Source organism: Hyphomicrobium sp. DY-1, from assembly GCF_047497105.1.
Lineage (GTDB): Bacteria > Pseudomonadota > Alphaproteobacteria > Rhizobiales > Hyphomicrobiaceae > Hyphomicrobium_B.
In genome coordinates this window covers 2,733,685-2,756,319 of the sequence record NZ_CP134870.1, presented here as the reverse complement: position 1 = coordinate 2,756,319, position 22,635 = coordinate 2,733,685, and the positions used below count along the sequence as shown (strand labels likewise).

Annotated in this window: 25 protein-coding genes; 16 read left to right on the top strand and 9 right to left on the bottom strand. The window is 58.9% G+C overall.

Annotated elements, in window-relative coordinates; translation table 11 throughout:
• Positions 1 to 26: 26 nt before the first annotated feature.
• On the bottom strand, positions 27 to 1,325 hold the full coding sequence (locus RLW41_RS13040) for an imelysin family protein (RefSeq protein WP_414461697.1): 1,299 nt from the start codon (positions 1,323 to 1,325) through the stop codon (positions 27 to 29).
• A gap of 214 nt (positions 1,326 to 1,539) precedes the next feature.
• On the opposite strand from RLW41_RS13040, the gene RLW41_RS13035 reads away from it, so the two are divergent.
• From RLW41_RS13035 to phoB, 8 genes are all read left to right on the top strand, one after another.
• Positions 1,540 to 2,034, top strand: coding sequence for an RrF2 family transcriptional regulator (locus tag RLW41_RS13035; RefSeq protein WP_409562118.1), 495 nt, complete (start codon positions 1,540 to 1,542; stop codon positions 2,032 to 2,034).
• A gap of 234 nt (positions 2,035 to 2,268) precedes the next feature.
• Positions 2,269 to 3,345, top strand: coding sequence for an ATP-binding protein (locus RLW41_RS13030; RefSeq protein WP_414461696.1), 1,077 nt, complete (start codon positions 2,269 to 2,271; stop codon positions 3,343 to 3,345).
• A 403-nt stretch (positions 3,346 to 3,748) separates the two neighbouring features.
• Positions 3,749 to 4,777, top strand: a complete 1,029-nt coding sequence (pstS, locus tag RLW41_RS13025; protein ID WP_409563225.1) for a phosphate ABC transporter substrate-binding protein PstS — start codon at positions 3,749 to 3,751, stop codon at positions 4,775 to 4,777.
• 92 nt (positions 4,778 to 4,869) lie between these two features.
• Complete coding sequence (gene pstC / locus RLW41_RS13020; RefSeq protein WP_409562116.1) at positions 4,870 to 5,862, top strand: phosphate ABC transporter permease subunit PstC; 993 nt, start codon at positions 4,870 to 4,872, stop codon at positions 5,860 to 5,862.
• Between the two features lie 2 nt (positions 5,863 to 5,864).
• On the top strand, positions 5,865 to 6,716 hold the full coding sequence (pstA, locus tag RLW41_RS13015; protein WP_013946234.1) for a phosphate ABC transporter permease PstA: 852 nt from the start codon (positions 5,865 to 5,867) through the stop codon (positions 6,714 to 6,716).
• The gene (gene pstB, locus RLW41_RS13010) at positions 6,713 to 7,498 is read left to right on the top strand and encodes a phosphate ABC transporter ATP-binding protein PstB (RefSeq protein WP_013946233.1); all 786 of its coding nucleotides are present in this window, start codon (positions 6,713 to 6,715) and stop codon (positions 7,496 to 7,498) included. The genes pstA and pstB overlap by 4 nt, the downstream gene beginning before the upstream one ends.
• 40 nt (positions 7,499 to 7,538) lie before the next feature.
• Positions 7,539 to 8,252: a phosphate signaling complex protein PhoU gene (gene phoU / locus RLW41_RS13005; RefSeq protein WP_013946232.1), complete on the top strand. Its 714-nt coding sequence runs from the start codon at positions 7,539 to 7,541 to the stop codon at positions 8,250 to 8,252.
• Positions 8,253 to 8,287: 35 nt separating this feature from the next.
• Entirely contained in the window at positions 8,288 to 8,992 is a 705-nt protein-coding gene (phoB, locus tag RLW41_RS13000; protein WP_013946231.1) for a phosphate regulon transcriptional regulator PhoB, read from the top strand.
• A 116-nt stretch (positions 8,993 to 9,108) separates the two neighbouring features.
• On the opposite strand, the gene RLW41_RS12995 is transcribed toward phoB, so the two are convergent.
• Positions 9,109 to 10,089, bottom strand: coding sequence for a zinc ABC transporter substrate-binding protein (locus RLW41_RS12995; protein ID WP_414461695.1), 981 nt, complete (start codon positions 10,087 to 10,089; stop codon positions 9,109 to 9,111).
• A 133-nt stretch (positions 10,090 to 10,222) separates the two neighbouring features.
• Between RLW41_RS12995 and RLW41_RS12990 the strand changes: the two genes are divergently transcribed.
• From RLW41_RS12990 to RLW41_RS12975, 4 genes are all read left to right on the top strand, one after another.
• A complete protein-coding gene (locus RLW41_RS12990) occupies positions 10,223 to 10,942 on the top strand; it encodes a DUF1007 family protein (protein ID WP_414461694.1) in 720 nt (239 codons plus the stop codon).
• 107 nt (positions 10,943 to 11,049) lie between these two features.
• Positions 11,050 to 11,439 carry a thioredoxin fold domain-containing protein gene (locus RLW41_RS12985; RefSeq protein ID WP_409562113.1) on the top strand — a complete coding sequence of 130 codons (390 nt, stop codon included), beginning with the start codon at positions 11,050 to 11,052 and terminating at the stop codon, positions 11,437 to 11,439.
• Between the two features lie 160 nt (positions 11,440 to 11,599).
• A complete protein-coding gene (purE, locus tag RLW41_RS12980) occupies positions 11,600 to 12,085 on the top strand; it encodes a 5-(carboxyamino)imidazole ribonucleotide mutase (RefSeq protein WP_409563224.1) in 486 nt (161 codons plus the stop codon).
• A gap of 10 nt (positions 12,086 to 12,095) precedes the next feature.
• Positions 12,096 to 13,184, top strand: a complete 1,089-nt coding sequence (locus RLW41_RS12975; RefSeq protein WP_414461693.1) for a 5-(carboxyamino)imidazole ribonucleotide synthase — start codon at positions 12,096 to 12,098, stop codon at positions 13,182 to 13,184.
• A gap of 2 nt (positions 13,185 to 13,186) precedes the next feature.
• Here RLW41_RS12975 and RLW41_RS12970 read toward each other — a convergent pair whose 3' ends face one another.
• Positions 13,187 to 13,570, bottom strand: a complete 384-nt coding sequence (locus RLW41_RS12970; RefSeq protein ID WP_414461692.1) for a hypothetical protein — start codon at positions 13,568 to 13,570, stop codon at positions 13,187 to 13,189.
• An 83-nt stretch (positions 13,571 to 13,653) separates the two neighbouring features.
• Positions 13,654 to 14,196 (bottom strand): SgcJ/EcaC family oxidoreductase, encoded by a 543-nt coding sequence (locus RLW41_RS12965; RefSeq protein ID WP_414461691.1) that lies wholly within the window; start codon positions 14,194 to 14,196, stop codon positions 13,654 to 13,656.
• Positions 14,197 to 14,836: 640 nt separating this feature from the next.
• Here RLW41_RS12965 and RLW41_RS12960 point away from each other — a divergent pair.
• The 3 genes from RLW41_RS12960 to RLW41_RS12950 all read left to right on the top strand — a co-directional run bounded on the left by RLW41_RS12960 (position 14,837) and on the right by RLW41_RS12950 (position 16,374).
• On the top strand, positions 14,837 to 15,208 hold the full coding sequence (locus tag RLW41_RS12960) for a hypothetical protein (RefSeq protein ID WP_155831159.1): 372 nt from the start codon (positions 14,837 to 14,839) through the stop codon (positions 15,206 to 15,208).
• A gap of 443 nt (positions 15,209 to 15,651) precedes the next feature.
• Positions 15,652 to 16,056 carry a hypothetical protein gene (locus RLW41_RS12955; protein WP_409562109.1) on the top strand — a complete coding sequence of 135 codons (405 nt, stop codon included), beginning with the start codon at positions 15,652 to 15,654 and terminating at the stop codon, positions 16,054 to 16,056.
• Between the two features lie 189 nt (positions 16,057 to 16,245).
• Positions 16,246 to 16,374 (top strand): hypothetical protein, encoded by a 129-nt coding sequence (locus RLW41_RS12950; RefSeq protein ID WP_409562108.1) that lies wholly within the window; start codon positions 16,246 to 16,248, stop codon positions 16,372 to 16,374.
• A 39-nt stretch (positions 16,375 to 16,413) separates the two neighbouring features.
• Here the strand turns inward: RLW41_RS12950 and RLW41_RS12945 are convergent, their stop codons facing one another.
• From RLW41_RS12945 to RLW41_RS12925, 5 genes are all read right to left on the bottom strand, one after another.
• Complete coding sequence (locus RLW41_RS12945; RefSeq protein ID WP_414461690.1) at positions 16,414 to 17,457, bottom strand: S1 family peptidase; 1,044 nt, start codon at positions 17,455 to 17,457, stop codon at positions 16,414 to 16,416.
• A complete protein-coding gene (locus tag RLW41_RS12940) occupies positions 17,454 to 18,443 on the bottom strand; it encodes an HAD family hydrolase (RefSeq protein ID WP_414461689.1) in 990 nt (329 codons plus the stop codon). The genes RLW41_RS12945 and RLW41_RS12940 overlap by 4 nt, the downstream gene beginning before the upstream one ends.
• Positions 18,444 to 18,514: 71 nt before the next feature.
• The gene (locus RLW41_RS12935) at positions 18,515 to 19,417 is read right to left on the bottom strand and encodes a formate/nitrite transporter family protein (protein ID WP_414461688.1); all 903 of its coding nucleotides are present in this window, start codon (positions 19,415 to 19,417) and stop codon (positions 18,515 to 18,517) included.
• The gene (locus RLW41_RS12930) at positions 19,417 to 20,127 is read right to left on the bottom strand and encodes a TlpA disulfide reductase family protein (RefSeq protein WP_414461687.1); all 711 of its coding nucleotides are present in this window, start codon (positions 20,125 to 20,127) and stop codon (positions 19,417 to 19,419) included. Before RLW41_RS12930 ends, RLW41_RS12935 begins: the two co-directional genes overlap by 1 nt.
• A gap of 88 nt (positions 20,128 to 20,215) precedes the next feature.
• Positions 20,216 to 21,988 (bottom strand): ArnT family glycosyltransferase, encoded by a 1,773-nt coding sequence (locus RLW41_RS12925; protein WP_414461686.1) that lies wholly within the window; start codon positions 21,986 to 21,988, stop codon positions 20,216 to 20,218.
• A gap of 59 nt (positions 21,989 to 22,047) precedes the next feature.
• Here RLW41_RS12925 and pyrE point away from each other — a divergent pair, with 59 nt between their 5' ends.
• On the top strand, positions 22,048 to 22,626 hold the full coding sequence (gene pyrE / locus RLW41_RS12920; protein ID WP_409562103.1) for an orotate phosphoribosyltransferase: 579 nt from the start codon (positions 22,048 to 22,050) through the stop codon (positions 22,624 to 22,626).
• The last annotated feature ends 9 nt before the right edge of the window (positions 22,627 to 22,635 follow it).

The window sequence follows — 22,635 nt, the reverse complement described above, 5'->3', positions numbered from 1 at the left end:
GCCGCTGCGCTTTGACCGAAATCACCTTACTTTGCCTTGGCGATCTTATCGGGATCGTCAAGACTGTCCGAGCCCTCAATCTTGACCTTGAGGTTCAGCGCCGCAACGACCGCCTCGATGGCACGCGCCTGCGCAACGAGCGCATCGACCGCATCCAGGATCATCTTGTTTCCAGCCTCGTTCCCGGCTGCCAGCATTTGATCATAAGCCATTTCGCCGGAGTCGGCCTTGATCTTGATCGCCTTGATCTTCTCCAGCGTCACCGCCATCGCATCATCGACACGCTTCGCGGCGTCGGGCGCCTTATCGCGAGCAAGCTCGGCGATGCTCGGCCCACCGACCGGCGTCACGCCGTCGTACTTGCCGCTCCAGATCTCCATCATGCCGACCTGGTCGTAGTAGTGGCTGTTATGCGTATTGTCGGAGAAGCAGTCGTGCTCTTCCTCCGGATCATGCAGCAGAACGCCAAGCTTCATGCGCTCGCCTGCAAGCTCTCCGTACGACAGCGAACCGAGACCCGTGAGGATCGTGGAGAGCTGAGCATTGTCGTTCTGCTCCGCAAGCGCCTTGCGGGCTTTGCCGTCCGTCTTCCAGTCATCGACCATCTCGGCAAGATCATCGACCAACAGACCCGAAGCGGCTTTCAGGTAATCGCGGCGGCGGTCGCAATTGCCATGCGTGCAGTTCTTGAGGTCGTAATCGCTTGCCGGACGCTCGCCTGCACCCGGTCCTGTGCCGTGCAGATCCTGTCCCCAGAGCAGGAACTCGATCGCGTGATATCCGGTGCCGACATTCGACTCGACATCGAGCGCACTGTTGAGCTTTTTGATGACGTTCTTGTCGATCGTGCTGGCATCGAGCATCTTCGGCCCGAGCCGGATTTTCTTATTGGCGATGACGTTGGCCGTGTAGAGCGGATTTTCTTCCTTCGTGTCGCCGTAGCTTGCCTCGTCAACGTAATCAATCAGGCCTTCATCGAGCGGCCACGAGTTCACCTCGCCCTCCCAATCGTCGACGATGCTGTTGCCGAAGCGGAAGCCCTCCGTCTGCATGTAGGGGACGCGCGAAGCTTTCCAGGCCGTGCGCGCGGCCGCCAGCGTCTCGGCGTTCGGGGCCGCTAAAAACGCGTCAATCGACTTGTCGAGATCCTTGGCTTTCGCCAGCGCATCGCCATACATTGCCTCGGCCATGTCGCCGTAGTTTTTCATGATGTCTTTGGTGGCAGGCGGGCCCGCGAGCGCCGGTCCACAGGTGACGGCCAGAGCAACGGCCGATACGGCCGCAAATCGAGTTGCGCAGGTCCACAAATTTGCATTCTTCGACATCACAGATCTCCCGCAGCTTGCTGTCCTCTGCGATCCGCAACACTCGGACGGATTCGCCCAGCCCCATTATTGACCTCGATGGTATAGAAAGCCGGCGCAATTAAGTGTCAAGTGAACTCAGGTCAGTTCGGCCACTTGCCACCCTGACAAGAATTTGAAACAAGCAGGGATAGGAATTCTTCCGTCGCGATCGCGCGGTCCAGGTAATTCGAATATGCGCTTGACGAAGCAAACCGGCCACGCGATCCGCATTCTGATCGATTGTGCGCAGGCAAAAGACCAGCTTGTGAAAGTTGCCGACGTCTCAGACCGTCTGGGCGTCACGAAGCAGAATGTTTTCAAGATCGTCCACATTTTGTCGCATGCCGGATTTCTGACCGCCGTAAGAGGTCCCAACGGCGGCGTCCGCCTCGCCCGCCCGGCCACCCAAATCCGTGTCGGCGACGTGGTTCGTGCCATCGAAGTGACGCGCGTTCAAGTCGAAGGCGGCAATTCCGACCAGCCCAGCGAAGCCGACCCCGGCAACATCAACGCCATGTTCGACGACGCGCTGACAGCATTCATCTCTGTCCTCGATCAGCACACGCTTGCGGAACTCGCGGTCAAGTCGCCGATCGGTTTCACCGAAACCGAACCGAACGGATCGAGCCATTCGGACCACAAACTCCGTAGCAAAAAGCCGGCAGCACGCGGCACGCGGCGAACCTGAATTGCTGACTAGCTTATGGCGCCCTTCAAGATTACTCCAAAGGGCATGACCCGTGAGAACGCTCGCCTAAGTTTTGCAGCCCTTTGCGCTGTCGCCCTTCTTTTGTTCGCTCTATTGTCGATCTGGGCGAGCGGGCCACTTCGCGATTTAATTTTTTTCGGCTGTGGATTGTTTGCTGCCATTGCCGCGTTATTTGCATGGCCACGCGTTACGCTCGATCAAAAAGCGAGTGACATGACAGGCATTGGCTCAAGCTCAGATAAGAATTTGACTTGGATCGATCTCGCCGCCGCGATGCCCGATCCGGCGATCGTGCTCGACGAAGCCTCCGTCATCCTTAATTATAACGCTGCCGCCCGCAGCCTATTCGACCGCCTTCGCCAAGGCGTCCCGCTTGAGCATGTCAACCGCGATCCCGAGTTGATCTCAGCCGTTTCCAACGCACTTCAGAACGGCGAGAAAGGCACCGCACATCTCGTTCCGCGCGGCGGTGCCGGTCAGCGTCTCATCGCCACTGTTGCCCCTCTCGGCGCCGCGGTGGAACACCCTCCGATTGCCGCGCTAATTACAATCCATGATGAATCCGAGCAGCATCGCCTGCTTGAGATGCGCACGGACTTTATCGCCAACGCCAGCCACGAACTTAGAACGCCGCTGGCATCCGTGCGCGGCTTCATCGAAACCCTGCAAGGCCCGGCGCGAAATGACGAAAAAGCCCGAGAGCGCTTCCTCGCCATCATGGCCGATCAGGCCGAACGCATGACGCGCCTGATCGACGATCTGCTGCTACTCAGCCGCGTCGAGGAAAAGGCCAACCTGAAGCCGGAAGGCCGCGTTGACGTCAACGATCTCATCGAAGACGTCACCCGCTCTTTGATGCCTTTTGCAGAAGAACGGCACATCACAATCGAGGTCGAACCATCAGCCAGCCCGCTGATCGCGATGGGCGATCGCGATGAGTTGTTCCAGGTCTTTCACAACCTCGTTGAAAATGCCGTCAAATACGGCAAAGAAGGCGGCTCCGTAAAAGTTTCCCTACTGAAGAAAAACAGTGCGCGAGATGAAAAATTTCCCGCACGCGCTCACGTTTCGATCACGGATAACGGCCCAGGCATCGCACCTGAGCATTTGCCCCGCCTCACCGAGCGCTTCTACCGCGTTAGCGCCGAACATAGCCGCCGCATCGGCGGCACAGGTCTCGGCCTCGCGATCGTCAAGCACGTGCTGAACCGGCACGAAGCCGAGCTTTCCGTCCAATCGGTGGTCGGCCAGGGCACCACTTTCAACGTCTCTCTGCCCGCCTACAAATAAATATAATAAAATCATACAACTAGACTGTCACAATTCCATAGCTTGAACTCGCTAGAACGAGTCCCGCGTTGGATGACAGTGTTATGACTGCCGCTGAAAGCCAGTTGGCCTAGTCCGAACAACCTAATCTTTCGCGGCGCGCGCCTTGGGGGAGGGCCGCAGACGCTTCCTGAAATTGTTCTCTCAGGGAGCATCTTTGCAGGATCCGTCGGAAGAAACCCGATCACCGCATCTGAAAGAGACGACTACGGACGATTTCTACGGCTTAGAAAACAATCCGTTAACGTTTCACAAAGGCGTGAACTAACTGGACTAGAGAGTGCTTGCCGGCTCGCCCGGCAGATGGAGTGGCGAGGCCTCAAGCCCCCGTTCAACAAGGAGACCACGAGTGAAACAGTCTTTTATGGCGCTTATTGCGGCGTTTGCGGCGACAGCCGCTGCGACCGCCCCCGTCAAAGCCGACAACATTTCCGGCGCGGGTGCCACGTTCCCGTATCCGATCTACGCAAAGTGGGCTGACGCCTACAAGAAAGAGACCGGCGTCGGCTTGAACTATCAGTCGATTGGCTCCGGCGGCGGCATCAAGCAGATCGAAGCCAACACCGTCACGTTCGGCGCTTCCGACATGCCGCTGAAGGGCGACAAGCTCGAGAAGGACGGCTTGGTTCAGTTCCCGACCGTTATGGGCGGCATCGTTCCTGTCGTGAACCTCGACGGCATTAAGCCGAACGAACTCGTTTTTGACGGCCCGACGCTCGCCAAAATCTACCTCGGCGAAATCACCGCCTGGAACGACCCGGCCATCGCGAAGCTCAACCCGGGTGTGAAGCTTCCCTCGGATGCGATCGCCGTTGTTTCGCGCTCGGACGGATCGGGCACGACGTTCGTCTGGACGAACTATCTCTCGAAAGTCAGCCCTGACTTCAAGTCGAAGGTCGGCTCGAACACGTCGGTTCAGTTCCCCGTCGGCATCGGCGCGAAGGGCAACGAAGGCGTTGCTAACAACGTGATGCAGACGAAGGGCGCTATCGGCTACGTCGAATACGCTTATGCCAAGCAGAACAAGCTCACGAACACGAAGCTGATCAACAAGGACGGCAAGGCTGTCGAGCCGGTTGTGACGGCATTCCAGGCCGCTGCTGCCAGCGCCGATTGGGCTTCGGCTCCGGGCATGGGCGTTGTCCTGACGGACGAGCCGGGCGCGGAATCGTGGCCGATCACGAACCCGACCTTCATCCTGATGCACAAGAAGTCGAAGGATGCTGCTGCTGCGAAGGAAGCTCTCAAGTTCTTCGAATGGGCCTATGCTAACGGCGACAAAGCTGCGGAAGAACTCGACTACGTTCCGCTTCCTGACAACGTCGTTGCGATGATCAAGAAGAGCTGGGCTGATATCGTCGGCGACGATAACAAGCCGGTTCTTTCGAACTAAGCAACTTTCGCTAAGCTGGGAGACGCCTGCTCGCAGGTGTCTCCCGGTTGCGCTAAAAAAATGATGTCCTTATCCTGGTGCGGAGCGGAAACTTGACCTTCATGACAGACGCCAACACGCAAGCGATGGCTGCGGCGGCAGCCAGACGCAAAGTACTTGAAGGTCTAAAAACGACGGACACAATGTTCCGTCTACTAACGAAGTCCTCCGCTTATTTCGTTCTGATCCTCCTAAGCGCGATTTTCATTTCGCTGGTCATCGGCGGCTCACTCGCATTCAAGACCTTCGGCCTAAACTTTCTCACGACCGAGGTCTGGAACCCTGTTACCGAGCAATTTGGCGCGCTGGCACCGATCTACGGCACGATCGTGACGTCGGCGATCGCCATGCTCGTCGCTGTTCCCATAGCCATCGGCATTGCAGTATTTCTGACCGAGCTTTGCCCGATGTCCCTTCGGCGTCCGATCGGCATTGCAATCGAATTGCTCGCCGGCATTCCAAGCATCATCTACGGCATCTGGGGCTTGTTCTATTTCGCCCCTACTCTGCAGCGCTATGTCCAGCCCGAGCTGATCGCCTTCTTCAAACCGATCCCGGTCCTCAACGGCCTGTTCGCCGGTCCGCCATATGGCATCGGCATTCTGACCTCGGCCCTCATCCTGGCGATGATGGTTCTGCCCTTCATTACTGCGGTCTGCCGTGACGTTTTCGAGACTGTCCCACCGGTGCTGAAAGAAGCGGCCTACGGCTTGGGATGGACCACCCGCGAAGTCGTAAAAAACGTCGTCATTCCCTATACCCGCGTCGGCATCATCGGCGGCGTCATGCTCGGCCTCGGCCGCGCTCTCGGGGAGACGATGGCGGTTACCTTCGTGATCGGCAACGCACACCGGATTTCGGAATCAATCCTGGCACCGGGCACCACGATCTCTGCCACGATCGCCAACGAGTTCACCGAAGCGGTCGGCGACATCTACACATCGTCGCTCATCGCTCTGGGCCTCATCCTCTTCTTCATCACCTTTGTCGTCCTGGCTCTCGCTCGCCTCATGCTGATGCGTATTGAGAAAAAGGCGGGAGCATAAACATGGCCTTGGATATGGCAAAATACCGCCGTCGGCGCGTGCGAAGCACGATCACCGTCGGCCTGTGCTGGGCGGCATCCGCGCTCGGCTTAACGATCCTGGCCGTCATCCTCGCGACGCTGCTGTTCAAAGGCTTCGCGGGCTTGAACTTCAAGGTATTTACGGAAATGACGCCGCCGCCTGGCAGCGACGGCGGCCTTCTGAACGCCATCGCGGGCAGCTTCGTGATGTCTTTCATCGGCGTCGCGGTCGGCACGCCGATCGGCATCCTTGCCGGCACGTATCTAGCGGAGTATGGCCGTTACAGCAAAGTCTCGTCGGTGATCCGCTTCATCAACGACATTCTGCTCAGCGCCCCTTCGATCGTGACGGGCCTCTTCGTCTACGAGATCCTCGTCCGCACGATGGGCCACTTCTCGGCCATCGCCGGTGCTGCGGCCCTGGCGGTACTTGTCATCCCAACGGTCGTTCGCACGACTGAAAATATGCTGCTGTTGGTTCCGAACCAGCTTCGCGAAGCCTCTTCAGCGCTCGGCATGCCCCAGTCGCTCGTCATTCGTAAGGTGGCTTACAAGGCGGCCCGCGCCGGCATGATCACGGGCGTGCTGCTGGCCATCGCCCGCGTCAGCGGCGAAACCGCTCCGCTTCTGTTCACCGCTCTTAACAACCAGTTCTGGAGCACCGATCTTAATGCTCCGATGGCAAGCTTGCCGGTCGTTATCTTCCAGTATGCCTTGAGCCCTTACGAGGACTGGCAGCGCCTCGCCTGGACCGGCGCACTGTTAATCACCGCAGCGGTGCTCACGCTCAGTATCGCCGCTCGTTACCTGGGTACTTCGAGGACATCCAAATGAACGTAATGTCAAAAGACGTCGACACCGGCCTGACCGAGAAAATTTCGGTCCAGGACCTGAAGTTCTACTACGGATCGACTCTGGCCCTCAAAGGCATCTCGTTGCCGCTTTACGAGCGGCAGGTGACAGCCTTCATCGGACCTTCGGGTTGCGGCAAGTCTACGCTCCTGCGTGTTTTGAACCGCATGTACGATCTTTATCCCGGCCAGCACGCCGAAGGTAAGATCATGTTCGACGGTGAAAACATCCTCGACATGAAGGACCTGAACCTGCTGCGCTCGCGCATCGGCATGGTGTTCCAGAAGCCGACGCCGTTCCCGATGACGATCTACGAAAATATCGCGTTCGGTCTTCGCCTTTATGAGCGCCTGCCGAAATCCGAAGTCGACGCCCGCGTCGAAAGCGCCCTCGAAAAGGCGGCTCTCTGGAAGGAAGTAAAAGACAAGCTGCACGCCAGCGGCCTGTCGCTGTCCGGCGGTCAGCAGCAACGTCTGTGCATCGCCCGCACAGTTGCGATCCGCCCAGAAGTCATCCTGTTCGACGAGCCCTGCTCCGCTCTCGATCCGATTTCAACCGCCAAGGTCGAAGAGCTGATCGACGAGTTGAAGAACGAATTCACGATCGCCATCGTGACCCACAACATGCAGCAGGCAGTCCGCGTCTCGCAGAATACTGCTTTCATGTACCTCGGCGATCTCGTCGAATTCGGCGACACCAAAAAGCTTTTCACAAACCCAACGGATAGTCGCACGCAAGACTACATCACCGGCCGCTTCGGCTAGTGATGACGTTGAGGCCAAACCGGATTTCAGGATTACGACGATGAACGAACATACCGTGAAGTCATACGAGGAAGAGTTGAAGCTCCTCGACCGCCGCATCGCGCAGATGGGCGGCTATGCCGAAAAGCTTCTCGTTCAGGCGATGGACTCGCTCGAACGCCGCGACCCTAAGCTCGCCGAGAAAGCCGTTTCCGACGATGTCATGGTCGACCAGCTCGAACGCGAGCTGCAGGACCAGGTCATTCTGATGATTGCCCGCCGCCAGCCGGTCGCCAACGACCTGCGCCACATCATGACGGTCATCAAGATTGCGGGCGACCTTGAGCGTATCGGCGACCTTGCCAAGAACATCGCCAAGCGCGCTCTCACCATTGCAGGGGAAGCCTATCCCAAGCCGCTGATGACCGGCATGCGCCACATGACAGAGATGGTGCAGCAGCAGCTCAAGGACGTTCTTGATGCGTTGACGACGCTCGATGCCGAGAAGGCGATGGAAGTGTGGCGCAACGACCAGCAGGTCGACGCCATGTATAACTCGCTGTTCCGCGAACTGCTGACGTACATGATGGAAGATCCGCGCAACATCGGCATCTGCACGCACTTCCTCTTTGGCGCCAAGAATATCGAGCGCATTGGCGACCACACGACAAACATCGCCGAGAACGTCTACTACCTCGTGCACGGCGTACCGATCGCCGACGATCGGCCGAAGGGCGACAAGACCTCTTCGACGCTGATTACGCCGCGCCAATGACCGTGCGACCCTGAGAGCAACCCCGATCCAATATCATGCCAGCTAAGATCATCGTTGTTGAAGACGAAGCGCCGCTAGCCGAGCTTCTGAAGTACAATCTTCAGTCGGAAGGTTACGACGTCGTGCAAGCCGCCGACGGCGAGGAAGCAGAACTATTGCTCGCCGAACAAACCTTCGATCTGGCGATATTGGATTGGATGATCCCGAAGATCTCCGGGATCGAGCTTTGCCGCCGTCTGCGCAACCGCGGCGACACGCAGAGCCTGCCCATCATACTGCTGACCGCCCGCGGTGAGGAATCTGACCGCGTGCGAGGCCTGACGACCGGCGCCGACGACTACGTCACGAAGCCGTTCTCCGTGCAGGAATTGATGGCACGTGTGAAGGCCCTGCTCCGGCGCGCGGCGCCGGAGCGCATGAGCGATATTCTCGTCTCCGGCGAGATCACGATGGACCGTGGCGCCCACAAAGTGACGCGTGGCGTCCGCGAGGTCCGCCTCGGCCCGACCGAATACCGAATGCTCGAAGTCTTCATGGAAAGCCCGCGCCGCGTTCTCTCGCGCAGCCAGCTCCTCGACCGCGTATGGGGCCAGTCTTCGGAGGTCGACGAGCGCACCGTCGACGTTCACATCGGCCGTCTCAGAAAATCGCTGATCCGCGGCAACGAAGCCGATCCGATCCGCACGGTCCGCGGTGCCGGCTATGTCTTCGACGGCCGCGAAGCCGAAACGCAGGCTTGATAGCGAGCCACGTCCTCGGGCTTGTCCCGAGAAACCGACAATCAACATCACCGCGGCATAATAGATCCCCGGTCTAACGCCGAGGATGACGAGAAAATACAGCTAAAGACTGGCTCTCAGCTCGGCGCGGTTAGGCAGCTCGACAGGTTGCGCGCGACGCCCCGCATCAGATCGAAGTAGAGCTTCGGCCCCGGCGTCAGCAATTGCCCTTCGACGTCGATCGTCCCCGAACGGGCATGCGTCCCTTCGGTAACCGCAGCAACAAGGTTTGGCTGGAACTCCGGTTCGGTAAAAACACAGACCGCACCGAGCGACGAAATCTTGCTGCGAACCTCCGTCAGTCTTTTTGCACTCGGCGGCACGTCCGGGCTGACCGTAATCGATCCCACGGCGTGAAGCCCGAAGTGATGTTCGAAATACTGTGTCGCGTCATGGAAGACAATGAAGGGCTTGCCTTGCGCCCCTTTCAGTTCACTCGAAAGGTCATGGTCGAGCGTATCGAGATCGGCATCGAGCGCCGCCTCGTTGCTTTTCACTTTGCTCGCATACTCAGAATAGCGGGCAATGAGTGCTTTCGCGACGTCGGCCGCAATCGCCTTGGCGTTCGACGGATCGAGCCAGAGATGTCCATCCTTGCCATCCTCATCATGATCGTCGTGATCGGCAGCGCCCGCTTCGTCGTGATCGTGCGCGTCCGCCTCATGCTCGTGCTCATGCTTCTCGAACGTGCCGCCTTCGCGTTGATCGAGCAGCGTCACGCCATCTGCGCCTGCAAGCGTCACCACTTTCACGTTCGACGGCAATGTCGTCACGATCTTGCGCGTAAACGGCTCCAGCGTATCCGACACACGAACGAAAATATCCGCTTCGTTGATGGCCCGCGCTGTCGACGGCTTGAGCGTGAACGTGTGCGGCGACGCCGACCCTTCAACGATCAGCTTCGGCGTCCCGATGCCGTCCATCAGACGCGTCACAAGCGAATGTATGGGCTTGATCGTCACGACGACTTTCGGCGCTTCGGCAGCGCTGACGGCGGTCGTCGCGCTTGTCATCGCGGCCGCCAGAAAACCGAAACATCGTGCCGCTGAAAGCTTCATTCCCGCCATCCTGCTGAGTAAAAGGATATAATATAACCGTCGCTGTCGGCGCGCAACCGCACCGGCGAATTGGCCTATGCCCGCCAAATAGCGCAGCGCGTCGCAATCTCGCCACGTTCAATGTGCGTTTCGTATGAAACGCACTCCGAAGAATCGCGCACAATGCGGAGCAAAGGAATTGGGGCCGATCTTGCATAAGTCGTTCAATAAATGTCTCAGCCTCGCGGCCGCCGCGATAATGCTCCTCGCTTTCTCTATACCGGCCTCTGCGCATCCTCATATGTGGATCACGTATGAGATGACGGTCGACTACGACAACGGCACCGTTACGGGCGTCGACCATGTCTGGAGCTTCGACGACTCATACGCCGCCATGGCGCTCGAAGGTCTCGACACCAACAACGACGGCAAATACGACCAGCACGAGCTTGAGCCGCTCCTGAAGGTCAACATGGATGGCCTCAAAGAGTTCAACTACTTCACGGTGGCCAAGCTCGGCGAAGAGCAATTGGCGTTCTCACCGCCGACGCAAGCGCACCTCGAATACACCAATGGCGTCCTCCGCCTTTACTTCCATCTGTCGCTGGCGAAGCCTGTCCTTGCCGATGCCGAGGGCCTGACATTCGCCGTCTTCGATCCCTCCTATTTCATCGACTTCGAGCCAGAGAAAACGGACGCCATCAAACTTGCATCAGCGCCCGCAGGCTGCGCGGCGACGCTGCTCGATCCCGATGCGGAAAAGACCGACGCGCAGGCCCGGAAGCTCGGCGCCGCGATGGCGCAGCAGTTCGGCGCCGGCGTCGTCGGTTTCGGCTCCTACAAAACCGTGGCGATCACCTGCAAGAAATCCTGACCGTCCCGCTTTGGCACAGCGGTTAAGGAACCGGCGAGATTCCTCAGCCCCAGACGCATTAATGACTTAGAAAGGATGTCTTCTTGCGGACCGCGAGGTGACATCAAATGCGTACGGCCCTTCGCACGTTGCTTTTCCTCGTGCTGATGCTCGCACCCGTTACGATTTCGCACGCCGACATCGATACCGAAGCTGCCATTCCGAACGGCGCATTCGAACTCGTTGTCGTCGAAGCCGAGGGATGCATCTACTGCCAGCTTTTCCGCCGCGACGTGCTGCCGGCCTACGAGGCATCGTCTCAGGCCAAGGATCTGCCGGTGCGCTTCGTCGATATTAACGATATCGCGGCCGACCATCTGAATTTCAAATCCGGTGTAGACATCGTGCCGACATTTGTGGTCGTCAAATCACATACCGAAGTCGGCCGGATTTCCGGCTACATCGGCCCGGAGAACTTCTTCCACTCGATCAGCTATCTGCTGGCTTCAGCCCCCTAAAAGCGCCCAAACGTCGCCCAAGCAACCAAAAGCCCATGCAATTGGCCTTTTCATTTCGAATTCCCCACGTATCGGTGCCCAAAACCCTTGTAAACTCGGGCTCGCTCCTGTACCGACGCGGTTTCCGTTTTCGGGGGCTTTGGACGCCATCATGAGCCGGATCAGGCCACACGTCGGCATTATCATGGGAAGCCAGTCAGACTGGCCGACGATGAAGCATGCCGCCGATATTTTAACGGCTCTGGGCGTTTCCTTCGAGACCAAGATCGTCTCCGCCCACCGTACGCCGGACCGTCTCTATAGCTACGCCAAGGGTGCCAAAGCTGCAGGCTTGAAGGTCATCATCGCCGGGGCCGGCGGCGCCGCGCATTTGCCTGGCATGGCCGCCGCCATGACGGTGCTGCCGGTATTGGGCGTGCCGGTGGAATCGAAAGCCCTCAAAGGTCAGGACAGCCTGTATTCGATCGTGCAGATGCCGGCGGGCGTTCCGGTCGGCACGCTCGCCATCGGCGAAGCGGGCGCCAAGAACGCGGGGCTGTTTGCCGCGGAAATTCTGGCACTCTCCGATCCCGGCCTGGCAGAACGCCTCGAAGACTGGCGCAAACAGCATTCGGCCGATGTCGCCGAGACACCCGTTCAGGGTTGAAGACCGCGCGATGACTGCATTCCCTCCCGGCTCAACCATCGGAATTCTTGGCGGCGGACAGCTGGGCCGCATGCTTGCAATGGCTGCCGCGCGCCTCGGCTTCAAAACGCATATCTATGCGCCGGACGCCGACAGTCCGGCATTTGATGTCGCTTCCGCACATACGATCGCTGATTACGAAGATGAAGCGCACCTCGCGGCCTTCGCCAAGTGGGTCCATGTCGCGACCTATGAATTCGAGAACATCCCCGTTCGCACCGTCGAATTTCTGTCGGCGCGCATTCCTGTTCGTCCCGGTGCCAAGGCTCTCGCCTGCGCCCAGGATCGTATGAACGAAAAATCGCTCGCGCGCGAACTCGGCGCCATGACGGCCGACTTCGCTGCGATCGACAGCTTCGCCGATCTCACCCAAACGCTCGACGGCGGCTTTGCCATTCCGTCTGTTCTGAAGACGCGCCGTTTCGGCTATGATGGCAAAGGCCAAGCGAAAATCTTGACGCGTGCGGACGCTGAAAGCGCCTGGGCAGCGATGCGCGATCAGCCTTCGATACTGGAGAGCTTCGTCAATTTCCGCGCCGAGGTTTCGGTCGTTGCATCTCGCGCCACCGATGGCAGCTTCAAGGCCTTCGACGTGACTGAAAACGAGCACCGAAACCACATTCTGCATCGCTCCGTCGCGCCGGCCGCGCTTTCACCCGACGTCGCGGCGGAGGCCGTCGCCATCGCGCAGAAGATCGCTGAAAGGCTCGATTACGTTGGCGTGTTCGCGATCGAGTTTTTCCTCGTCGCTCAAAACGGCCGCGACCACCTCTACGTCAATGAGATGGCGCCGCGCGTGCACAATTCCGGCCACTGGACGATGGATGGCGCACTGACTTCGCAATTCGAGCAGCACATCCGCGCCGTCGCCGGCTGGCCGCTCGGCGAAACGACCCTGAAAGCGCCTGCCGCCGAAATGATCAACCTGATCGGCGACGATATCCTGGCCTGGGAGAAGATCGCGGCCGAGCCTGGCGCCTTCTTTCACCACTACGGCAAGAAAGAAGCCCGCCCTGGCCGCAAGATGGGCCACGTCAATTATCTGCTGACGAAGAAGTGAGTTCAACGCGCGCTCCGTCGATATGCCATCGTCGATAGACAAGCGGCGAGCAAAAACACGGCCGGCGGCAACAACCCGCGAACAAGCGGCACGTAACCGGGCAGCACCACGACCAGCACCCAGACCGCGTCTGCCCAACCGACGACAGCAAGATTGAGCCAAAATCCTAATCGATCGTTCTTCGCCACGCGCCACAACGCAACGACGATTGCAAACAGCGAGATTGACAGCATATAGGCCGCAAGCTGCAACAACCGCCCTTGCGCAATGCCATGCTCATCGAGCGCCAGCATCGTGATCTGCCACGACACATAAATGTGAAACGCGCCCCACGCCGCATAAAGGAGGGCAGCGGATCGCGAAAGAAAGCGCGTCGTGACGATCATGTCCGCTCCATGCAAAGCCTCGAAAGGCATTCGCATGGAACAACGAGTGCGTTACACGCAAAGCAAGCGGGGCGATTCGGCCGTCAAAGCATTGAGCTTTCAAGCGGCTGATCGAGCTTCCTCTCGTCGCCGCCGAGCGTATGCTTCACGATCCGCCAGTTCCCGTTCTGCAGCGCGAACTCGGCGGCGAACCGCCCGCCCAGCAAATCGCGTGTGCCCTTACGAGCGCCGGTCACGCGATAGAGAATGAAGCCACTCGCGACAGCCGAATTGCATCCCGGCGTCACAGTCATCTTGACGACGACCGGCTGCGGATGCCGGGCGAGCAGTCCGGCGTAAAAATTCCGAATGGCATCTTTGCCGACCAGCGGGGCCGACGCTTTCGCGGGGATCAACGTCGCATCATCCGCATAGAAATTTGCAAGCTTGTCCGCTGATCCGGACGCGACCGCCGAATTCCAGCTATCGAACAATTGCGAAATCACCTGCGGCGACGGCGTGGTGCAGTCCAATTCGTCGGCGCGAACCGTGCGCGGAACAAGAAGCGCGGCCGCGACGAAAGCCGTCATGGCAAAGCGAAAAACAATGGACCTTGTGATGGTATCTATGGGCAGCGAAGAGATCATGGCGATACGTCCCTATCCTTCCCTCGAAGGCTATCCCCGTCGCGATTTCCTGACCGTTTAATCGACTATTGTGCGCTAATATCCTGCACAAACCCTTGCTACACTGCGCTAAATCAATTTCCTGCATTTGAATTTGTTTTTAAACGCAGATGCCGATGACGTCGGTTCGCAAGTATGTTTCGACGGCGCGAGCCCTATCGTTTCAATTGCACTTTCGGACGGCCATGATTGCGATCTTCCCCCGCTTCGGTCGAACTCGGTCGACATGCGCACCATAAGACGCAGCTGCCCAGTCGTTGCATGCCTTTGCCGGGCGCCCCACACGAACGCAGACCGACGAGCCACGACGAAATTTCTATCCGACGACAGGCTCTGAAAGCACCCTTAAGCGCAGCGCCCAAATCGCGGCTGCTTCCGTCCGCACGCAGCTTCGCGATGCACATAAAATTCCGGATTTTGCATAACGGGCCCGCAGCCGGAATCCGGCGCAGGACGCGCATTTTCCCACTGCGGTTCATCCTCAGTTAATCGTGCATCCGTTTTGTGGGAACTGCAGCGAATGAACGCCGTTGAGCGGATACCGATTGTGTCGGTATACGACGCTTCAGTCGCACCCCTGAAAAATACCCAAGGAGCCACAATGAAACGCATAATCATATTCGTGATGGCGTTGATGACGGCCATGGCAGTGCCGGTCATCGCCGAAGCGAGACACGGAGGCCATCACGGCGGCGGTCACCACTTCGGCAGACATCACGGCGGCGGTCATCACTTCCGTGGCCACCGCGGTTTTCGCGGCCATCACTTCCGCGGCGGACGCCACTGGGGCCATCGTGGTCATTGGCGCGGTCACCATTGGCGTGGCGGTCGTCACTGGGCAGGACGTCATTGGCGTCGCGGCCACTGGCATGGTCACCGTCGCTGGTGGCGTGGACGCTGGTGGGCCTATGGCGTCGGTTCGTGCTGGCGCTGGTCGCCGTACTATGACCGCTTCGTCTGGGTCTGCTACTGACGTCGCCTGAACGCGAAGCACGCATAAACGTTCCAACGGCCCTGCTCGCGCGGGGCCGTTTTTTTCACTTCGCTATGATAAGCGACCTGCACCGGCCATTCACCACATATCGAGATCAAGGTCTTTCTCGACGGGTAAAGACTGCGAGATCATCGCCGTGACTTTGTTGAGCGGCGCCGGAAAGAAGCGGCAGCGCGCGCCAGTCGCGGCTTCCTTCGCCGCTTATTCGGAATTTGATGCATCACAACATCATCTCGCGCTGCAATGACGATATTTTCTTAACGGAATTCACGTCGAAATCGGGCGCTCGATTTACATAGTCGCGCATTCAGCCCGTGCTATTAAATTCGAGGAACTACGGCGGATAAACGCCGTTGAGCGATCACCGGTTTTATCAGCCTTGGTCACTTTGATTGCACCCCAAATAAAACCAAGGAGCCACAATGAGACGCATAATCGTATATGTGATGGCGATGATGACGGCGTTGTCGATGCCGCTCATTGCCGAAGCTCAACCAAATTTCGCAAACCCGGCTCTCCGCACGCAAGCGGCTGAGCACAACGGAATCGACCAAGTGAGACGAGGCGGCGGTGGATTCCGTGGTGGCGGGTTCCGCGGCGGACGGCATTTCCGCGGCGGTGGCCGCCACTGGAACGGCGGCCGGGCTTGGCGTGGCGGACGCGCTTGGAGAGGTGGCCGTGCCTGGCGCGGCGGACGCTACTGGCGCGGTGGTCGCTGGTACGGTGGTCGTGGCCGTTATTGGGGTGGCCGCTGGTGGGCCTACGGTGTTGGCACCTGCTGGCGCTGGTCGCCGTACTATGGCCGCTTCGTGTGGGTCTGCTACTGATGTAATCTGAACGTGCGAAGCGCACACGAAAGTTTCGACGGCCCCGCCTTGCACGGGGCCGTTTTTGTTTGCGCGCAACAGAAGCCGTCGAGAAAAACGATCGTCACGCCGCGCACTTGACACCACACCGCCGCCAAGGCGATTGATGCGTCAACGGTTGAAATCAGAAAGCTTCAGGAGACGCAGGCTTTGGACACCAAATCAGTCATGATCGGAATTCTTGTCGTCGCCGTCGTCGTCCTCGGCTACCTCCTCTGGGACGCGAACCAGACGAAAGTGAAAGTCGATCTGCCGGGGATCAAGATCGAGGGGCGTTAATACGCTGTGCTCGGGAAACGCTATCGGGTCTGCTACTAGCTAAAAATCACAGCCATAAATCTTCGGTATCCCGTGGGAATTTGAGGTGAGAAGCTGCAGGATGTTTTGACCTTCCAGCGGCGTGAGTGGAAGGGACATCGAAGGGAGTAGCATGGACCCGTAGCCTAGATTGTCCCAGTCGTCCGCAAAATCTGTTCCTTTACTTGCTACGGCATGCACATAAAGCCCCTCTTCATCAAAAATCGGGCTTCCGCTCATGCCCGGAGAAAGCTTCGCTTCCACCGAAAAACACGGACCTGGTGTTGAGACGGTCTTCGTTTCGAGATTATCAGGAAATTGCTCTATTATCCGCCCTTTCGAGACGTATAAATCAAACTTGAAATCCCCAATAACGGCTCCATTCGGGCGAGCTTCGAGCTGGGTATCCATCATTCCTGAATAACCAAGAGCTGTTACATTCGAACCAACTCTCATTCCCCTGCCTTGAATACCCGGTTGGACAATGGAAAGAGGCTGGTAGGGCGTCTGCTCATCGATTGGCTGAACTTTACAAATCGCAATATCGCTAGACAGCTTAAGATCAATCCCTCGAAACGGTAGAGGGTTGGCGCGCTGCTCCGCCAAAAAACCGCACCATTCAAATTTCCTAAAGAAAAAACCACTGACTTGTAAAATGGGGTTAGTGGCAATCATAACACCGAGATTCAGGTTATCATACTGCCAGTTGGAGTGATCTACAAACGCCGCGCCTCCATACTTCCTCTCGATGGGATCAGCTATAACATGGGCGGCAGTTATCAGCAGTCCTGAGCAACTTATAAAAAAACCCGTCCCCAAACACTTTAACTCGTTTTCTCCCCTTACATTAGCAACGATCGGAACGATGCTCTGTCCCATGGCCGAACGTATAGTCGTCGCCTGATTCGGCGGAAGAACTAAAACGTCATCGCGTATTTTGTAGAAGTTGCTTGGAGCATCGTCGCGATCGGTGATCAGCGGAATACCTTTCAGGTTCGCGATGCTCCAAACGGCGTCGGATTCGCGCCGTTCGAAGAAAGCCTTAAGCACCTGAGTAGCTTTCATTGTTTCCCCAATCCCCGCGCCTCTTCCTGCACTTTCACATCCGCGATGATGCGGTCGAGAAGCAGGCACGTTCGCTTCCACAGGTCCGAGCCTTTGCGGTAGTCGGCGCTGGCGTAGAAATCGCAGCGCCCGGCGTTGAAAAGCTCGATGCACTTCGTCTCGCTCTCGTCCGCCCCGTGCACCGCAATCGCGTGGCCGCCGTTCTTTTTCAGAAGCGCCATCGACGGCACGTCCGTGTCTCCGTCGCCGAAGTAGATGAAGTTCGAAAACGGAATGGGCCGCTCGTCCTCGGGCATGTGCACGTTGATACTGCGCCCGAGATCCTCAATGCCCTTATTGATGCGGAACAGAAACTGCGTCTTGCCGGTGTCTGAGATCACACGCTTCGGAAACGGCAGGTCGTAAGCATCGAACCAATATTCGCTGGCGAACACGTTGGCGAAGTGCCGATAAATCTTCGTGCCCTCGATGATCTCCGTCAGTCCTGACGACACGAGATAATGCTTCACCGAGATTTCCGCGTCGCCCGCGCGCTTCTTCACATACGCGTGCATCGCGTCGAACCATGCCTCGACGCCGGGATACAGCTCGACCGTCTTGCCCTGCGCGACGAGATCGGCACGATCGATGCGGACGTTCTTCTCCTTCGCCTTCTTGTACATCAGGTGCATGTAGGTGATGAGCGCGTCGGCGCGCTCGGCCTTGGCGATGCGCGTGCACTCGGCCCAGAACTCTTTCGGCTCGATGCCGAGCTTCGGCAGGAACGCATATTCCTGCATCGGCTTCGGCGACAGCGTGCCGTCGAAGTCATAGACCAGCGCGATGACTTTCTTGTTTGCCGCAACCGTTTCAGCTGCGCTGAGCTTGCCGGTCGCGGCGGCCTTGGCTCGCGCGCGTGGCGGGCTTTTCCTCGACGCATCCGTCTCGCGTTCCGCAAGCCGCCCGGCTACGCCGTTCCCCTGCCTTCCACCGACCCGCTCGACCATGAGCCTCTCTCCGCTCTCGACTTGTAGAGCGGAGAGAAACGTGATTCGGGTGGCGCAAGAAAGTCGGACGGCTATTTCCCGTCCGGATCGGCGTAGATTTCCTCGCGAACTTGCGCGTAGCTCAGCACCGAAAACAGAACTGTACCGCCAAAAACATTGCCCGCCAGCGTCGGCATGAAGAAACGGAACACCGCATCCTCGAGCGTCGTGGCGCCCGTCAGCACGCCGTAGATCGCTTCCGCACTTCCGGCGACAATGTGAGTAAAGCCGAACAGCGCGATCAGATACGTCAGCAGAGTAATGATCAGAAACTCGACGTGCTCCGTCGATGACAAGATCCAGACGAGCGCCGCGATGATCCAGCCCGCGCCGATGCCCTTGGCGAACATCTCGCCCGGTGTATTGGCCATGACCCTGCTAACGATGCCACTCATCGCCGTCGCGACGTCCGCCGGCACGATCGGCAGGAAGGCCGTCGCCATCGCGAAAATCAAACAGCCGACGATGTTCGCTGCGAGCACGATGCCCCACAGGCGCACCATCCGCAAAAGCCAGTGCAGCTGCTTGCGCGCCATGATCGGCAGAACGGCCGTCAGCACGTTTTCCGTAAAGAGCTGCTGATGCCCGAGAATGACAATCAGGAAGCCGACGGCATATCCGAGCTTGGCAATAACTTCGCTCGAACCACCTGCGGGCAGATGCGCTGCAATCGCCGCTTCGGTCAGAAACGAAAAGCCGATCGAGATGCCCGCCGCAACACCCGACCACCACAGCGCCGAAACCGGCCGCCGAAGCTCGATCTCGCCCTGCACGCGGATGATCTCATAAACGACCGCCGGACGATGGCGCACGCCTTCGCGGACCTGCTGCTTCTCCTTGCGGCTAAGTCCGGAGCCCGGCGACGGATCGTTCGATTTGGAGGGTTTTTCCTCCTGCGCGGTCTCCACCTCGTCTTTCGGAGGTTTAGCCGCCATCAGTGCTTGCAATCCGGACCATGCACATGGCCGGGAAGCCCGTGCGCAACGCCATGATCGTGGTCGTGATCATGCCCGTGATGATGGTGATGATCGTGGCCGTGGTCATGTCCATGGTCGTGGCTGTGATCGTGTCCGCAGCCGCATTCGTCGCCATGTTCATGATGGTGATGCGCTTCCGGATCGACGAGCGCCGCCGCAAGCTTGCGCTCGAGCGCAATCGACATGTCGCGAGGGCTGTCCTTATCCTCGATCAACAGCGCCATCACTTCGGCGCCGAGGCGGAAATCATCGACCGCACCGAGATAGTGCCGGCGCAGGCGCCCCTGCCGATCGAACAGCAGCAGCGCAGGCGTGCCTTGCAGTTCATATGCCTTCATCGTCTCCGGCAAACCGTCGCCGTTCGGCTTATCGAGCGCAACCGGAATGGTGATGCCGTTCTCGTTCAAATAGGTTTCGACTTTTTCCGGCGTCTGCTCCTCGAGTCGCTCGAACGGCATGTGAAGTCCAAAGACTGCAACTTCGTTCTCTTCGAACGCACCGCGCAGACGCATCGCCTGCGGCAGACCGAATTTCTGCGAGCCCGGACAAACGAGCTGCCACACGGCAACGACGATGACTTTGCCCTTTTCGGCCTTCAGCGTGCGCTTTGAATCCGAGTTCAGCCAACGCTGGGCGGCAATCTCGGGCGGGCGTTCCGGGTTGAACATTTTTGAAACAATCCTCGGTTGATCTGTCGGTTATATAACACCGCAGCCGCCCTCTGCGCAGGGGCTTCCGGCCTGGATATTCGGTACTTCAGTCGCAGTCGCCTGATTTCTCGAAGCCGATGGGCGCCGTCTTCTCGGAACAGGAAAACGTCGCCGGCATAGTGCAGGGTTCCGCGGGGTTAGGCGAATAAATGCGAAAATAGAGCGGGCAGCCGCGCATCACGTTGTAGGCTGAAACACAACCCGTGGGCTGCGCCAGGCGCTCTTGCGATTTTGACTGAAGCGCCCAATTCGTCCGTTTCGCCCACCGATCTTCGACAATTGACAACGTCGGCGTCTTGGCTGCGAAACGCTCAGCCAACGCATCCGGGGTCTGCCGCTCGGGCGGAATGTCGAGAAGAAACCGGCCCGACGGTTCGCGAAACCCGATCATGACCGCATCCTGCTTCGGACAGGCGGCAATGGCCGTCGCGATCATCTGCGCCGGCCAGATCCTGTCGATGCTGGGCAGCACGACGCCGAGCAGCGTCACTCCGAACAGTCCGAGCGCGGAAACGCCCACCGCCGCCCAGCGCCGCAAGTGCCCTTCGCGGCCAAGCTGGCCGGTCCAGATGAAGAGCGACGCGATGACGGCGATAAGGACCAGCGCGAGAAGACCCGGCAACTCGCCGACGAAGGCATAGATAGCTGCGAAAATCGCCAACGGCAGCGCCGCGAGCGCGGTTGGCCAGATCCAGAAGCCGCTCCATTCCGGCTGCTTGCCGTCGCCCCGCTCACTCGTCACGACCATCGCCACAGCGAGCGCCAGTGCCGGAAACATCGTCTGCACCATGTAGGTGCCGGGCTTCGACGACAGCCCTTCGAGATAAATCAGGTATCCGATAACCCAGGCGAGCAGGAAACGCGGCAATCGCTGTTGCTCGCGTTCGGCCCAGAACCGTTTGACGGCGGTGCCGAGCAGCATCGTTCCAGGGATGAAACCAAGCAACAGCGCCAGAACAAACGTGCCGGGAAAAGCGCGAAGCTTCATGTCCTGCGCACCGCCGAGCGCGGCAAGAAACTCCCTCCAGCTCAGACCCGAAAACGCCACGCCGTCCTGATGCGCACGCACCAACAGCCACGGAGCACCGAGCACCAGCGCTATCGGCACGCCAAGGACCGGGCGTAACCGCTTCAGCCACGATAGATCGCGATCAAAAACGTAAAGCGCGATCAGCGTCGCCAGGACAAGGATCGGAACCAGAAGCGCATTAATGAGAATGCCGATACCGACCGCGACCCAGAACAGCAGCGCCGTTCCGATCGGCCCTTCCTCATTGGTATAAATGCGCGCGAGCGCCAGCATCGCCACCGTCGCGGGTAACAGCGACAACCCCTCGGCAATGGCAAGTTGCGAGACGAGCACTGTCAACGGCGCGACCGCAAACAGCGCCGACGCAATCAGCGCGGTCTCCGCTCCGACCAATCCGCGCGCCAGCCAAAACAGCGCGAGGACTGCCAACGTCACCGCCAGAAACGACGGAATGCGATAGACGCTAATATCGCGATCATGCGCTGGTCCCGCCAGCCATCGCGCCGCACCTTGTGCCCAGAACGTGCCGATCGGGCGATATTGGTGCACGACGTCGCCAAACCGCGGGCTCGTCCAGTCGCCGCGGTCGACCATTGCCCGGGTCGTCTCCGACCAAATGATTTCCGTGCGATCGACGGGCGGCAGGCGCACGAGACCCGGCAAATAGACGACGGCACACAGCGCCAGAAGCGCCAGTGACGGCAACCACGGTCGCTCCGTCAAAGTCGCCCACCAGGTCCACATCGTGCGCTGGCGATCCACTGCCTCTGCCCCCTCGAAACTTGACATGCCTTCGGAACTCGGGTGTTTGCGCATCCGAACGACAAAACGCAAGGGCTTCTGTCCGAATGCCAGGAAAATCGGCCGACCGCGCCGCCCGCCGGGCGCGACTTATCGAGCTCATTAAGTCGCGGTCCTTCCAGGAGGGGCCGGAATTCAAGCTCGCGTCAGGTAAAACATCGACTTTTTACTTTAATATGAAACCGACGATGCTCGATAGCGAAGGGGCCTATCTCGTCGCATCGCTGATCCTCGATCAGCTTGAAGGTACCGATGTCGACCTCATTGGCGGCCTGGAAATGGGCGCCGTGCCGATTGCATCGAGCGTGGCGGCCGTTGCTTTTACCGAAGGGCGAAAGCTGCCCGCCTTCTTCGTGCGCAAGCAGGTCAAGGAACATGGCACGCAAGCGCTCGTCGAAGGACTGGCGAAGGGCGAAAGCATGGCCGGCAAGAAAATCGTCGTCGTCGAAGACGTGACCACGACCGGCGGCTCGGCCTTGAAAGCGGCTGACGCCTTGAAAGCGGCCGGCGCCGACATCGTGCGCGTCATCACCATCGTCGACCGCTTAGACGGCGCAGCCGAAACCTTCGCCTCCGCCGGCCTGAATTTCGAACCGCTGCTGACGCTGGCTGATTTCAAGAGGTAATCGTCATCC